At 38.6% G+C, this 14,476-nt stretch carries 13 protein-coding genes and 1 tRNA gene; 7 read left to right on the forward strand and 7 right to left on the reverse strand.

The window, feature by feature from the left end; translation table 11 throughout:
* Positions 1-16: 16 nt before the first annotated feature.
* The 5 genes from V5M36_RS11400 (at position 17) to V5M36_RS11420 (ending at position 6,204) form a co-directional block, all read left to right on the forward strand.
* Positions 17-1,369, forward strand: coding sequence for an amino acid permease (locus tag V5M36_RS11400; protein ID WP_338559082.1), 1,353 nt, complete (start codon positions 17-19; stop codon positions 1,367-1,369).
* A 124-nt stretch (positions 1,370-1,493) separates the two neighbouring features.
* Positions 1,494-1,566 (forward strand) — tRNA-Arg (locus V5M36_RS11405).
* A gap of 232 nt (positions 1,567-1,798) precedes the next feature.
* A complete protein-coding gene (locus tag V5M36_RS11410) occupies positions 1,799-3,031 on the forward strand; it encodes an OmpP1/FadL family transporter (protein WP_338559084.1) in 1,233 nt (410 codons plus the stop codon).
* 355 nt (positions 3,032-3,386) lie between these two features.
* Positions 3,387-4,715: an outer membrane protein transport protein gene (locus V5M36_RS11415; protein WP_338559086.1), complete on the forward strand. Its 1,329-nt coding sequence runs from the start codon at positions 3,387-3,389 to the stop codon at positions 4,713-4,715.
* 334 nt (positions 4,716-5,049) lie between these two features.
* Positions 5,050-6,204 carry an OmpP1/FadL family transporter gene (locus tag V5M36_RS11420; protein ID WP_338559089.1) on the forward strand — a complete coding sequence of 385 codons (1,155 nt, stop codon included), beginning with the start codon at positions 5,050-5,052 and terminating at the stop codon, positions 6,202-6,204.
* A 105-nt stretch (positions 6,205-6,309) separates the two neighbouring features.
* Here V5M36_RS11420 and thrH read toward each other — a convergent pair whose 3' ends face one another.
* Positions 6,310-6,927: a bifunctional phosphoserine phosphatase/homoserine phosphotransferase ThrH gene (gene thrH / locus V5M36_RS11425; protein WP_338559092.1), complete on the reverse strand. Its 618-nt coding sequence runs from the start codon at positions 6,925-6,927 to the stop codon at positions 6,310-6,312.
* A gap of 199 nt (positions 6,928-7,126) precedes the next feature.
* On the opposite strand from thrH, the gene V5M36_RS11430 reads away from it, so the two are divergent.
* Together V5M36_RS11430 and V5M36_RS11435 are read left to right on the forward strand one after the other, a co-directional pair.
* Entirely contained in the window at positions 7,127-7,861 is a 735-nt protein-coding gene (locus tag V5M36_RS11430; protein WP_338559094.1) for a phosphoadenylyl-sulfate reductase, read from the forward strand.
* Between the two features lie 151 nt (positions 7,862-8,012).
* Positions 8,013-9,368, forward strand: coding sequence for a WS/DGAT/MGAT family O-acyltransferase (locus V5M36_RS11435; protein ID WP_338564174.1), 1,356 nt, complete (start codon positions 8,013-8,015; stop codon positions 9,366-9,368).
* Positions 9,369-9,630: 262 nt separating this feature from the next.
* On the opposite strand, the gene V5M36_RS11440 is transcribed toward V5M36_RS11435, so the two are convergent.
* The 6 genes from V5M36_RS11440 to V5M36_RS11465 form a co-directional block, all read right to left on the reverse strand.
* Complete coding sequence (locus tag V5M36_RS11440; RefSeq protein WP_338559095.1) at positions 9,631-9,804, reverse strand: PA1571 family protein; 174 nt, start codon at positions 9,802-9,804, stop codon at positions 9,631-9,633.
* A gap of 133 nt (positions 9,805-9,937) precedes the next feature.
* Complete coding sequence (rng, locus tag V5M36_RS11445) at positions 9,938-11,392, reverse strand: ribonuclease G (RefSeq protein WP_338559097.1); 1,455 nt, start codon at positions 11,390-11,392, stop codon at positions 9,938-9,940.
* Positions 11,393-11,443: 51 nt separating this feature from the next.
* Positions 11,444-12,010, reverse strand: coding sequence for a Maf family nucleotide pyrophosphatase (locus V5M36_RS11450; protein ID WP_338559099.1), 567 nt, complete (start codon positions 12,008-12,010; stop codon positions 11,444-11,446).
* The gene (gene mreD / locus V5M36_RS11455; protein WP_338559101.1) at positions 11,998-12,495 is read right to left on the reverse strand and encodes a rod shape-determining protein MreD; all 498 of its coding nucleotides are present in this window, start codon (positions 12,493-12,495) and stop codon (positions 11,998-12,000) included. Before mreD ends, V5M36_RS11450 begins: the two co-directional genes overlap by 13 nt.
* Positions 12,482-13,339: a rod shape-determining protein MreC gene (gene mreC / locus V5M36_RS11460; RefSeq protein WP_338559103.1), complete on the reverse strand. Its 858-nt coding sequence runs from the start codon at positions 13,337-13,339 to the stop codon at positions 12,482-12,484. The genes mreD and mreC overlap by 14 nt, the downstream gene beginning before the upstream one ends.
* 28 nt (positions 13,340-13,367) lie before the next feature.
* Entirely contained in the window at positions 13,368-14,408 is a 1,041-nt protein-coding gene (locus V5M36_RS11465) for a rod shape-determining protein (RefSeq protein WP_338559105.1), read from the reverse strand.
* Between the last annotated feature and the right edge of the window lie 68 nt (positions 14,409-14,476).

A 14,476-nucleotide genomic window follows, 5' to 3' on the forward strand; every position in this document is an offset into this window, starting at 1 on the left:
TCGGCGAGCTGAAAAATTGGACAACAATTCTTCTCAACTTCAGCGCGGCCTCAAAAATCGTCATATTCAATTGATCGCTATGGGCGGCGCAATTGGTACTGGCCTATTTTTAGGTTCTGCGCAGGTCATACAATCTGCAGGCCCATCCATTATTTTAGGATATGCGATCGGTGGACTAATCGCATTCCTGATCATGCGTCAACTCGGTGAAATGATTGTACATGAACCTGTAGCAGGTTCATTTAGTCATTTTGCTAATCGCTATTGGGGTAAATTCCCTGGCTTCTTAGCAGGCTGGAACTATTGGATTCTTTATGTCCTTGTTGCAATGACGGAACTGACTGCCGTTGCAAAATATATTAATTATTGGTGGCCGCAAATACCTGCATGGGCTTCAGTTTTCACATTCTTCATCATTATCACGTTAGTCAATCTAGGCAACGTTAAATTTTATGGCGAGTCTGAGTTTTGGTTGTCGATTATTAAAGTAGCTGCTGTCGTTTCAATGATTGTTTTCGGTCTTTATCTATTATTGACTGCAGATGCCAACTCGACTGCTTCATTTAGCAACCTATGGAGTCACGGTGGATTTTTCCCACATGGTTTCGAAGGTTTGTTTTATATGCTTGCATTTTTAATGTTCGCATTTGGGGGTATTGAACTGATTGGTATGGCGGCTGCTGAAGCTGAAAATCCTGAAAAAACCATTCCTAAAGCAATCAATCAAGTCGTCTTCCGTATTCTACTTTTCTACATCGGTTCATTGACGATTTTACTTTCATTGGTTCCTTGGGATCAGCTTGACCTAGGTGGCTTAGATAAAAGTCCATTCGTCATGATTTTCAGCCAATTGGGTATTGGTTGGGCCGCGCATTTACTCAACTTCATTATTTTGACTGCTGCACTTTCCGTTTATAACAGTGGTATGTATGCAAATAGTCGCATGTTGTTCGGTTTGGCTAAACAAGGAAATGCACCTAAAGTATTTCTGAAAGTGAATAAACAAGGCGTGCCAATTCCCGCTGTGCTTTTCTCAGCCTTGTTAATTTTCGGGTGTGTCTTATTAAACTACTTCGTTCCTGAAGATGCTTTAAGTCATCTCATCTATATTGTTGTAGGTGCCTTAGTACTGAATTGGGCGATGATTACTTTGACTCACTTGAAATTCAAACAAGCGATGAAAAAAGATAATTTAAAGACGAGTTTCCCTGCACTTTGGACACCAGTGAGTAATATTATTGTACTAATATTTATTGCTGTGGTTCTGTTTATTATGTGGACTCAAGGCTTTAAGGAATCAGTATTAATGATTCCTATCTGGATCGTGGTTATGCTTGCTTTATTTAAAAGTTTGCAAAAACTTAAATAATTATAATTTATAATCCAATAGGGGTATTATTTACGAATACCCCTATTCTGCACTTCTCATTAAATTTTATTTTTTATCAATTGTTTGTGTTCGACTATATTTCTTTTATAATCTCCTCCACTTTGCGCTCTTAGCTTAACTGGATAGAGCAGTTGCCTCCTAAGCGACCGGCGTGGGTTCGAGTCCCGCAGAGCGCATATCCCTTTTTTAAATGATTTAAATCACATAACATTTCCTTTATTGACCATTTTTCTCATTTCACTAGTCAATTTTGTCATTTTTTTTGTTGCAACTTCGAAAGTTTATGATATGTTGAAAACATGAGTGAAAATCAGCCAAAATGTAAAAAAATTTATTTTTGGTCCTCATAAAAAGTAAAAAAACAGTTTAAAAAAGAAACATAAAATTTATTATCTAAGGATAGATAACATGAAATTAAAAGCCATCAGTTCGTCTGTATTACTTGCTCTTTTACCTGTATCTGGTGTCTATGCCGCGGCACTTGATCGTTCTGGGCAATCGATTAGTGCTTTTCTACAGCCTAATAATTATTTTGAAGCGGGGATTTCTATTCTAGATCCATCTGTAGGTGGTATTACTGGTGCAGACAATGGCAATGCTAAAGTCAGTGACATGGCTGGTGATTATTATTTCCCTAGCGCAGCACTAAAACTTCAATTAAACGAACAATTTTCATTTGGATTACTTTACGATCAACCTTTCGGTGCTGATGCATATTACACAGATGGCGGCAAATATACAGGCACAAATGTTGAAGTTAATTCGAATAACATTACGGCATTAGTCGGTTTTCAACCTAACGAAAGTTTTAATTTCTATGGTGGTGGTGTTTATCAAGATGTTAGAGGGGATTTAACACTTTCTAGTATTGGTTACACTGCACAATTTAAAAGAGATGATGGTTTTGGATGGTTGGCAGGCGCGGCTTATCAAATACCCGAGATCGCCCTTAAAGTTTCTTTAACATATCGCTCTGAAATAGATCATGAGTTAGAAACGAATGAAACTGCGAATGCTATCGCAGGTCAAATAGCAGCGGGTATCGCACAAATCCAAGCAATCCCAGCACCTTTAAGACCACCAAATGTACAAGCACAATTGGCTGCTTTGCAAGGTGTTAGTGCCAAATTGAGCAGTTCCTCTAGAGATACTAAAATTACGACGCCACAATCTGTAAACCTTGATTTTCAAACTGGGATTATGGCAAACACAGTCGCATTCGCTAATGTAAGATGGGTTGAATGGGGTGGAATGGATATTGATATTGATAAATTCCGAGTGATTACAGCCTTTAATGGTTTAAATGGTGGTCAAGGTGAAAATATTATCGAATACAAAAAAGACCAATGGTCTGCCAATGTCGGTGTAGGTCGTAAGTTCAGTGATCAATGGGCGGGTAATTTTTCTGTCGGTTGGGACTCTGGTGCGGGTAATCCAGTCACTGCGCTTGGACCAACAGAAGGATATTGGAACATAGGTTTAGGTGCACAATTTAGCCCTACCCCTGCAACATTTATTTCTGCTGGCGTTAAATATTTCATGCTTGGTAATGCGGATGCTGTATCAGCAGGTCAATCAGTTGGCCGCTTTGAAGACAACGAAGCATTGGCATATGGTCTAAAAATGGGTTATAGATTTTAATGATCTGCATACAAAAAAAGAGCTTTAAGCTCTTTTTTTGTAACTATAATCTATAAAAATCACATGAAAATCATTATTTTTTAAAGATGACTGATGCGTATAATTCTTAAAATCACCTTTAATATTTTTAAATAAATTATTAAATTTATTATTTTCAATAAGTTATTTGTGTACGTTTGTATTTTATATTAAAAATTAATTTTTAAGCGAAAAATTTCATATTTCATAGAGTATTTACTCTTATTTTTAATGTGTTATTTTGTGTCTAGAAGCCACTGTAAGTATCAAAATATAAGACTTACACCTTCATTAGGATTAAAAATTACAAAATCTGTTCAATTAGGGAAAGATTAAAGTGAAATTAAAAACATTATCTATAGCTGTCCTCTTAGCTTTACCAACTGCTGGAACTTTTGCAGCAGCCCTAGATCGCTCAGGCCAATCAATTTCTTCTTTTCTTCAACCAGGCAATTATTTTGAAGCAGGCATTTCAATTCTTGATCCTTCTGTTTCAGGAAAAGAAATTGATGCCACTGGTGGTCGTCAAATTTCAGATATGGCTGGTGATTACTATTTTCCAAGTGCAGCATTAAAAATTCAAGCAACTGACAATTTCTCTGTAGGTTTAATCTACGACCAACCTTTTGGTGCTGAAGCAGAGTATTCAGGTAAAAATATATTTGTCGCTGCTCCTTCAGATAATATTATTACGGGTTTACCTACTGCATTGGTCGGTGGCGTAACTGGCAATACTAAAGTTGATGTTGATACTCAAAATTTATCTTTAATTTTTGGTTTCCAACCAAATGAAAGCTTAAACTTCTATGCGGGTGGTGTTTACCAAACGATTAAAGGGAGCGTAAGTCTTCGTGGTAATGCTTATAGTTTATATAATGGTTACGATGCGCAGATTAAAGAAACTGATGGTGGTGGCTGGCTTGCTGGTGCCGCTTTTCAAATTCCAGACATTGCTTTAAAAGCATCGATTACTTACCGTTCTGAAATTGATCATAAAGTTAATATCAATGAATCGGTTCGACTGCTTGATCAATTAGAGCAAGCATTACCTGGATTAGCTAGTAATCCTGTTCTAGGACCTCAACTCGCACCTTTAGTGCCGACCATTAACGGTTTAATTGCAGCAAATAATTTAGCAACTCAAGAAACTAAAATTACCACTCCTCAGTCTGTAAACATTGATTTCCAAACGGGAATCATGGCAAATACAATTGCATTTGCGAATTTACGTTGGGTTGATTGGTCAAGTTTCTCTATTCGTCCTTATAAATTTGGTCAAATTTCTCAAGTTGCGGGTCAGTTACCAACGATCAATAGACCAAATGGCTTCAACTTGGTTGAATATTCAGATGATCAAATCTCAGCAACAGTTGGTGTTGGTCGTAAAATTAATGAAAAATGGGCAGGAAATGTCTCTGTAGGTTGGGACTCTGGTGCAGGTAATCCTGTTTCAACGCTCGGACCAACAGAAGGTTTCTGGAATATTGGACTTGGTGTTCAATATAGTCCAACACCAGCGACGTTCATTGCTGGCGGCGTAAAATACTTCATGCTTGGTGATGCAGATGCACAAACGGGCGCACAAGCAGGCGGTAATAATTATGTTGCTCGTTTCGAAGACAATGATGCTTTGGCGTATGGTCTAAAAATCGGTTATAAATTCTAAGTTATCAATTTCAATACGATCACTAAAAAGACCATTATCATTAATGGTCTTTTTTTATTCAAATTAATTATTGTTTAAATCTATTCAGTTTAAGTGTTTATTATTCAAACAAATAATTCAAAATATTAATATTCCATCTAATCATATTAAAAATGAATATTTTTACTTCTAAATCATTAATATACATTTAAATAATTAGTATAATCACTCAACTCACCTTATAAATCTATAATTCAAGCTTATTTTTAAAGCTAACTGAGTATTTACTCTTTTTTTTATTATGTTATTTTTCATTCACTTTTAGCAATATTTGGCCCTTTGGGATATATAAATCATGAAATTGACTGCGATCAGCGCTGCTATTTTCCTCACCATTCTCCCCGTAACAGTGACTTTTGCAGGTGGTTTAGATCGTTCTGGTCAATCTATTCAAGCATTCTTGCAACCGGGAAATTATACTGAAGCCGGTATTTCTATTCTTGATCCAGATGTTAAGGGTAAATCAAAAATTCTAAAAGAAAACATCGATGATATTGCTGAAGATTATTACTTCATTAATTCTGCAATCAAAGTTCAAGCAACGGATAACATTTCACTGGGTTTAATTTACGATCAACCTTTTGGTGCTGATGCAAAATACGCAGATAATAGCCTTAGCTTTGGTAATAACGGTGAAGGAACTTCAGTCGAAGTTAAAACACAAAATCTAACAGCACTTATTGGTTACCAACCGAATAAAAACTGGAATATTTATGCAGGTCCAGTTTGGCAAACAGTTGAAGCAGACATTAAACTACGTGGTTATGCATATGGTGGGCCATCAAAATTAGGCACCTACGATATTAGAATAAATGAAGAACCTGCTTTTGGCTGGATTGCAGGTTTCGCATACAGTATTCCTGAAATTGCTTTAAAAACATCAATAACTTACCGCTCAGAAGTGAAGCATAAAACAGAGTCAAATGAATCTCTAAATCCAGTAATTGACGCATTTGGTTCAACGTTAAACTTTAATCATGAGACATCAACTCAAGCCGTTACGCCACAGTCTGTGAATATTGATTTTCAAACAGGTGTTGCCGCAAATACTTTAGCATTTGCTAATGTTCGTTGGGTTCACTGGGATCAATTTACTGTAAGTCCTACTTTCCTTAAATCTATGGGCCAAGATCTGATTTCTTATGACAAAGATCAATGGTCGGCAAATGTAGGTGTTGGCCACAAATTTTCTGACAAATGGTCTGCTTCAACTTCTGTCGGTTGGGATTCAGGCGCTGGTAACCCTGTCACCACACTTGGTCCAACAGAAGGTTATTGGAGTTTGGGTCTAGGTGCACAATATAGTCCTGCTACAAACTACTTTATTCAAGCTGGCGTAAAACATTTATGGCTAGGTGATGCAAAAGCTCAGACAGCGGGTCAAATTGTAGGTGATTTTGAAGATAATAATGCTTGGGCATACGGCATGAAAATTGGTTATCGTTTCTAAGCATTCATCTTAGCTAGAACTGTACAATTAATTAAAAAAGGCGCTCTATGCGCCTTTTTTAATCTACCTAAGGATCAGACAATTCAAAAAAAAAATTTTTTAAAATTAAGCAGGAATATCACGATTTGAAACTTGACGAATCGCTTCTTTTAATGCTGCATAGCCATTAATTGCAGGGAATTGTGGAAATTCAGCAATTACATTGTCTGGTGCATCAAACAAGAAACCATGATCAGCTTCACCGAGCATAGTTGTATCATTATATGAATCACCCGCTGCAATCACACGGAAATTCAAACCATGTAAAGCTTGAACAGCCTTACGCTTTTGATCTGGTTGACGTAGCTTATAATCGGTAATCATGCCTTTTTCGTCAGATTCTAATTTATGACAAAAAATAGTCGGCCAACCCAATTGCTTCATCAATGGATGAGCAAACTCATAGAAAGTATCTGAAAGAATAATTAATTGAAAATGGGTGCTGACCCACTCGACAAATTCTTTTGCACCAGGAAAAGGCCCCATGTCTGCAATCACTTCCTGAATATCATTCAAACCCAAGCCATGTTCTTTCAATATATTCAGGCGTTGTGTCATTAAAACATCGTAGTCAGGAATATCGCGAGTGGTCGCTTCAAGTGCTTTAATACCTGTTTTTTTTGCAAAATTAATCCAAATTTCTGGAACAAGAACACCTTCCAAATCAAGACATACGATTTCCATTCAACTACCCTCTGATGATTTTTAAATTTTGCAATATCATAGCGTAAGTCAGGATTTTTATACTGTACTTTTTTAAATCTATTTTTTTCATAAGTTTTTCTTTTTTATTGATAAGTCGATTATTGCATTTCTATTAAAATACGTTGAATTTCATTTATCATAGGCTTCAATGTTTCCAAGCCTATACGCCAGGACACCCATGAATATTATCCCCACCATAAATGAAGTGGATGCACTTGCATCTGAATATGCAGATAAATCACCGAGCGAGATTCTAGCGCTGGCTTTAAACCAAGCAGGTGAAATTGCAATTTCTTTTTCAGGTGCTGAAGATGTTGTGCTCATCGACATGGCATCTAATTTGGGTAAGCCATTCCGCGTCTTCAGCTTAGATACAGGCCGTTTGCATGCAGAGACCTATCAATTCATTGACGCTGTGCGTAAACATTATAATATTCAAATCGAAATTTGCTTCCCTGAAGCGGAAACTGTTCAAAAACTTGTCAATGAAAAAGGCTTCTTCAGTTTTTATCAAGATGATCACAAAGAGTGCTGTGGTATTCGTAAAGTACAGCCACTAAGAAAAAAATTAGCAACATTGGATGGTTGGATTACGGGTCAACGTAAAGATCAAAGTCCAGGGACACGTACTGAAATACCCGTCATACAAGCAGATAGCGGCTTTTCAGGTGAAGGCAAACAACTTATTAAATATAACCCTTTAGCAAATTGGAGCAGCGCTGAGGTCTGGAGTTATATTCGTATGATGGAGGTGCCGTATAATCCTTTGCATGAAAAAGGTTTTATTTCTATCGGTTGTGAACCGTGTACTCGAGCTGTATTACCGAATCAACATGAACGTGAAGGTCGTTGGTGGTGGGAAGAAGCAACACATAAAGAATGTGGCTTACATGCAGGCAACTTAAATAAATGATTAAAATGAAGCCACTGATTTAAAGTGGCTTTTTTGTACTCACAATTCATCAAATTGCTTAGCAATTACGAATAAAAAAGGTCTATACTCAGTAAACGGACTTATAATTCTAAAAAGATTTTGAACTTTTGCAATGAGGCAAATCCTAACTATGCGCCCCTTACATCCTATTGATTTTATTTTTCTATCATTAGAAAAACGTCAGCAACCTATGCATGTCGGTGGACTATTCCTATTTCAAATCCCTGAAGATGCACCAGCAACGTTTATTCAAGATCTTGTTGCAGACATTCGAAATTCGAAAAGTATCCCTATTCCGCCATTCAATAATCGGCTCAGTGGTTTATTTTGGGATGAAGATGAAGAGTTTGATATCGACCATCATTTCCGACATATTGCTTTACCGCATCCAGGGCGTATACGCGAGCTTTTAGTTTATATTTCACAAGAGCACAGCACCTTAATTGATCGTGCTAAGCCACTATGGTCATGCCATATTATCGAAGGGATTGAAGGTAATCGCTTTGCCATGTATTTCAAAATTCATCATGCAATGGTGGACGGCGTAGCGGGTATGCGTTTAGTTGAAAAGTCGCTTTCTAAAGATCCAAATGCCAAAAGCATTGTGCCACTCTGGTGTGTCGAAGGGGAAAGACACAAGCGTATGACTGAACCTAAAGTCAGTAAAATTAAAAATATTTTAAATACCGTCAAAACACAAATGGCCGCAACGCCCTCTGTTACACAAGAACTTTTTCAAACTGTATTTAAAGAAATGGGCAGAAATCCAGATTACGTTTCTAGTTTTCAGGCTCCCACGAGTTTATTGAATCAACGCGTGAGTTCATCTCGCCGTTTTGCTGCACAGTCTTTTGAGTTTGCACGTTTTAGAGGTATTGCGAGTGCCTTAAATGCCACCATTAATGATGTGATTTTAGCGGTGTGTTCAGGTGCATTAAGAGAATATCTGATTTCATATAATGCCCTACCGAAGAAGCCTTTAATTGCGATGGTACCTGCTTCTGTAAGAGATGATAACTCTGATATGAGTAATCGGATCACCATGATTTTGGCCAACCTAGGCACACATAAAGAAGATCCTCTAGAACGTTTAAATATCATTATTCGCAGCGTAAAAAATGCAAAACAACGTTTCCGCCGTATGACGTCTAATCAAATTTTGAATTATAGTGCTTTTGTGTATGGACCAGCGGGAGTCAACATCCTGTCAGGGATCATGCCTAAACGACAAGCGTTTAATATTGTGATTTCCAATGTACCTGGTCCATCAGAACCTTTGTATTGGAACGGCGCACGTTTAGAAGCCCTTTACCCTGCTTCAATTGTATTAGATGGTCAGGCACTGAATATTACGATGACCAGCTATTTGGATAAATTAGAAGTTGGCATTATCGGTTGCCGCAACGCCCTACCTAAGATGCAGAATCTTCTCACGCATTTAGAAGACGAAATCCAATGCTTTGAAGCACTGATTAAGCAGCGTTAAAAGAGGCTATATTGTTAAAGGTACTTTACTTTACTGAAGAGACAACACTGACGCAGAATGTTGTTTGTAAATGTTGTCTGTATAGGAATGGATAAATCTTAAATAAGCTAACTTGAATATTCTTAATGTTGAAGATTATCAATGTTGAATATGATCAATCTTGGATATTCCATATAACGAAATACTTGTATATGCAGAATAGTTCAGTAAAGAGCTTAATAAAAAAAGAAGCTCAATGAATTAAGAGGCTAAAATTAGCCTCTTAATTTTTAATATTACGACACTGTTTCAGCAACTGTTGGCAAACAGATACCACCATTGCTTTAGTTACGTGCACTTCTTGACCTTGATCATTCAACATCACACATGCATTCTTTTTTTGCGACTCTAAAACAGTTTTAAGACCACGACTGATAATTTGTTCACTTACATTCATAACTGTCCTCACTTTGCTAAGACTCAAAGATAGAGTCTTTGGCTACACTGGTTTATGTGTCTAGTATTGTGAAAACAGCCCCGAATGTAAAATTTCAGTTGTAACAAGTATTTAACGATATTCTGTTACAATTTTAATTTAAAATGATATCGTATTGCTCTTGCGTATATAAATTTTCGACTTGAAACTTTATGACACGTTTCACAAAATGCTCTAGATCCGAGACAGCGGCTGCTTCTACAGTTAAAAGCCGATCAACTACCGCAGGATGCGCAACGACAGTAAAGCCAGTCTGAGATTGGAAATCTCGTGAATATCTTAAGATCTCTCGAAATATTTCGTAACAGACTGTCTCTGGAGATTTAACATATCCACGCCCCTGACAGGTTGGGCACGATTCACACAGCAAATGTTCCAGTGATTCACGCGTCCGTTTCCGCGTCATTTCGACTAAGCCTAACTCAGAAACTTGGGTAATTTTGGTTTTAGCGTGATCTTTTTCCAATACTTTTTCAAATTGCTGTAAGACTTCATCACGATGAGAAGCTTCTTGCATATCAATGAAATCAATAATAATAATGCCGCCAAGGTTACGTAGTCTTAACTGGCGTACGATCACTTGTGTTGCTTCCATATTGGTTTTAAAGACCGTGTCTTCGAGCGTTCGCCCGCCCACATACGAGCCTGTATTGACGTCTATAGTCGTCATCGCTTCAGTTTGGTCAATCATCAGGTAACCACCTGACTTGAGTGCTACACGCGTTTGTAGCGCCTTTTGAATATCATTTTCGACATTATATAAGTCAAAAATCGGACATTCTCCAGGATAATGCTTTAAACGTGTACTCATCATCGGCACGAATTCGTCAACAAACTCTTGAAGTTTTGCAAAGACTTCACGGGAGTCGACTTGAATCTTGGCTGTTTCCTCATTCGCAAGATCACGTATGACGCGTTGAGGTAAAGGCAACTCTTCAAACACTAATGAAGGCACTAAAACACTTTTTTGTTTTCGTTGAATAAAATCCCAAAGCTTCGCTAAATAAGCCATATCTTGTGCAATGGCTTCTTCTTCTATCCCTTCGGCAGCAGTACGGACAATCACTGAACCTGGGAGTTTATGCTCTGCTTGAATACGCTCAATAATTGAGCGCAGACGTTCGCGTTCCTTTTCTGACTCAATACGTTGTGATACACCCGTATGATGACCATAAGGCATCATAACCAAATAACGCGACGGGATCGAAAGATCTGTACTGAGTCGAGCCCCTTTGGTGCCAAGCATGTCTTTCATGACTTGAACTGTTAAAATTTGCCCTGGCTGTAAAAGCTCAAAAACATTGGGAATCGGTTGATTCCGCGGCCAAATCATATCGTTAATATGTAAAAAAGCAGTCCGCGATAGACCAATATCGACAAATGCGGCTTGCATACCTGGCAGCACACGCACCACTTTGGCTTTATAAATATTACCCACCAAACCACGCTTGGCTAAACGTTCAACGAATAACTCATTGACTGTCCCATTTTCAACCAACGCAACACGACACTCCATGGGCGTGACGTTGATCAACAGCTCGTCAGACATAAAAAATACTCAAAACATTATAAAAATTATATCAATGGTTAATTTAGTGACTTAACCATTATTCATGACTTTTGCGTATAACTGTAGGGTTTCATGCAAAGGCAATCCCACTACATTGCTATAACTCCCGATAATATTCGGGATAAATTGAGCTGCATAGCCTTGAATGGCATAAGCACCCGCTTTACCAATCGGTTCACCTGTGAGCCAATACTTTTCCATGTCACTTTGTGTCAGTGTCTGGAATTCAACTTTTGTGCTGACCACACAACTTATTATTTTTTTTGCGCTTGCAACACAGACACCACTCAACACCTCATGTTGACGTCCAGACAACGAAGTCCAAATCTCAAATGCATGTTTTTTGGATTCTGGTTTACCAATAATTTGGCCATCTAAGCTTAAACTGGTGTCTGCAGCAATCACAATTGTATGGGGAAATTGAGCCAAAACTGCTTGAGCTTTGGCTTTTGCTAATCGTTCAACATAGCATTCGACAGACTCATTTCCAGAGACAGATTCATCAATATCTGGACCGTAAATATCAAAACTGAGTCCAACTTGTTCAAGCAATTCTTTGCGTCGAGCTGAACTCGATGCGAGAATTAAATTCTCCATTTTCTTAAACAATAATAAAGTACAGGCCACAGTAGAATGCTGCTGATTAACGGCAGCCAATGACGAGTAATGGAAAACTGTAATCCAGCAATCACTTGGAATAACAAAATAAAGATCAAATGCGCCAGTAAAGCCAAACTTGCAATGACCCAAGTATTGCTAAAGGTCATTATTCGTCTTTCGCGGATGAGAAAACGAATGAGAAAAGTAGATATCACATAACTTAAAGCATTTAGACCCAAGGGCATATCAAGCAAAAGATCTGTAAAAATTCCGACTGCGAAAGCAAACCATACGCCACACCATGTCGGTTGGCAGAGAATCCAGAATAAAGTCACCATCATCATGATGAGTGGTCGCCAACCCGCAAGATCATAAGACAACGGATAAACCACCACCACTGAACAGATCACAATAGAAATGACCATGACCAATAATGGATCTTTATGGGTTTGATTCGACAATAATTTTTTAGCGCTGAGCATTTGGCTGCTCCATAGCTAAGGAATCTGAAAAAAGCACCACGACATGATGTCCACCGGCCAACTGTGCAGCCGGTTGAATATCGATCTCTGCAAATTCACCCGTATTCTCACGTTTCACTTTGACAACTTTTCCAACCAAATAACCTGCAGGGAAATGCTGCCCTAAGCCAGAACTATACACATTATCGCCAACTTTGACATTTGCACTGGTGGGTACATATTCCATTTTAAGACGACCTAAATCACCTGCCCCACTCACAATCGCACGCATACCTGAACTTTCTAAACGCACTGACAGAGAATGTTCTTTATCAGACAATAACATCACTCGACTACTGTGTGGATAGACGTTGATGATTTGCCCCATGATCCCTTTATCATCCAGTACGGTTTGCCCCACCTTTAATTGGTTCGCTGCCCCACGATTGATAATAATAATATGTCGTAAGGGATCTGCATCCGTACCGATCACTTCTGAGATTTCCATACGACCGTCAATAATCAATGGGGTATCGAGCAATCCTCTTAATCGCGTATTTTCAGCAGACAATTCAGATAGTTTTTGTAGGCGTACTTGTGCCTGAAGCAATTCAGCTTGCATCGCAGTATTTTCACGGCGCAACTGAGCTTCAGATTTGGTTTGTTGACGAAGCCATTCTTTCGATAAAACGGGATAACTTGCAACGGCATAAATTGGATTATATGCCGCATACAAAACATCTCTTGCAGGCTGAATCAAATGAGGCATGCGCCAATTAAACAGGAGCACGACAAAACACGTAATTACCGCAATAATAAAAGAGCGAAAAGATGGCGGTTGTCTTGAAAAAAGATTCGGTTGCACCGCCTATTCCTTAATGGGTCGAAAACAATTAGCCAACGAACAACATGTCATGGTTCGGATTATCAAAGAGCTCAAGTACTTTACCACCACCGCGAGTTACGCAAGCCAAAGGATCTTCAGCAACAACGACTGGCAAACCGGTTTCTTTCGAAAGTAATTGGTCAATATTACGCAATAATGCACCACCACCTGTTAACACAATACCGCGCTCAGCAATATCCGAAGATAATTCTGGTGGAGTTTGCTCAAGTGCTGATTTTACAGCTGACACAATGCTACGTAGAGGTTCTGAAATCGCTTGAGTAATCTCATCCGAAGTCACAGTAATTGCGCGAGGTACACCTTCAGCAAGATTACGGCCACGTACTTCAATTTCTAAGGTCGTGCCATCAGAGATTGCCATACCTACTTCTTTTTTAATAATTTCAGCAGTCGTTTCACCGATCATACAACCATGCGCTTTACGCACATAATGAATGATCTGTTCATCAAACACATCGCCACCAATACGCAATGAATCTGAATAAACACAGCCTTGAAGTGAGATAATCGCAATTTCAGTGGTACCACCACCGATATCCACCACCATCGAACCACATGCTTGCTCAACTGGCATTCCTGCGCCAATTGCTGCTGCCATCGGTTCTTCGATTAATCGAACGTCACGCGCACCTGCGTTGAATACAGCTTCACGAATCGCACGGCGCTCAACCAAAGTCGATTTACACGGCACACAAACAACAACGCGTGGTGCGGGTGGAAAAAGACGTCTTTCATGCACTTTACCAATAAATTGGTTTAACATGGTTTCGGTCACTTCAAAATCTGCAATAACACCGTCTTTCATCGGACGAATTGCAGAAATGTTGGCTGGTGTACGACCCAGCATTCGCTTAGCATCTAAACCTACAGCGGCTACAATTTTTTGTGATCCGCTATGACGAATTGCCACCACGGTAGGTTCGTTTAATATAATGCCCCTTCCTGGTGCGTAAATTAATGTATTTGCTGTGCCTAAATCAATGGCAAGATCTGGCGAAAACAAGCCAATTAGTCGTTTTAGAATCACGGGTCATTCCCAGTTAAACTTTATATGGTCGCAAGATGGCAACTTTAACTAAATGTGATGCTTTGAAC

Origin of the sequence: Acinetobacter sp. KS-LM10 (assembly GCF_036896575.1) — a bacterium.
GTDB lineage: Bacteria > Pseudomonadota > Gammaproteobacteria > Pseudomonadales > Moraxellaceae > Acinetobacter > Acinetobacter avistercoris.

What these genes read in the sequence shown, in the direction of transcription:
- rng (WP_338559097.1), bottom strand. Translation starts at nt 11,392, where the DNA reads ATGTCTGACGAGCTGTTGATCAACGTCACGCCCATGGAGTGTCGTGTT.
- thrH (WP_338559092.1), bottom strand. Translation starts at nt 6,927, where the DNA reads ATGGAAATCGTATGTCTTGATTTGGAAGGTGTTCTTGTTCCAGAAATT.
- V5M36_RS11440 (WP_338559095.1), bottom strand. Translation starts at nt 9,804, where the DNA reads ATGAATGTAAGTGAACAAATTATCAGTCGTGGTCTTAAAACTGTTTTA.
- V5M36_RS11435 (WP_338564174.1), top strand. Translation starts at nt 8,013, where the DNA reads ATGCGCCCCTTACATCCTATTGATTTTATTTTTCTATCATTAGAAAAA.
- V5M36_RS11410 (WP_338559084.1), top strand. Translation starts at nt 1,799, where the DNA reads ATGAAATTAAAAGCCATCAGTTCGTCTGTATTACTTGCTCTTTTACCT.
- mreD (WP_338559101.1), bottom strand. Translation starts at nt 12,495, where the DNA reads ATGCTCAGCGCTAAAAAATTATTGTCGAATCAAACCCATAAAGATCCA.
- V5M36_RS11450 (WP_338559099.1), bottom strand. Translation starts at nt 12,010, where the DNA reads ATGGAGAATTTAATTCTCGCATCGAGTTCAGCTCGACGCAAAGAATTG.
- V5M36_RS11420 (WP_338559089.1), top strand. Translation starts at nt 5,050, where the DNA reads ATGAAATTGACTGCGATCAGCGCTGCTATTTTCCTCACCATTCTCCCC.
- V5M36_RS11430 (WP_338559094.1), top strand. Translation starts at nt 7,127, where the DNA reads ATGAATATTATCCCCACCATAAATGAAGTGGATGCACTTGCATCTGAA.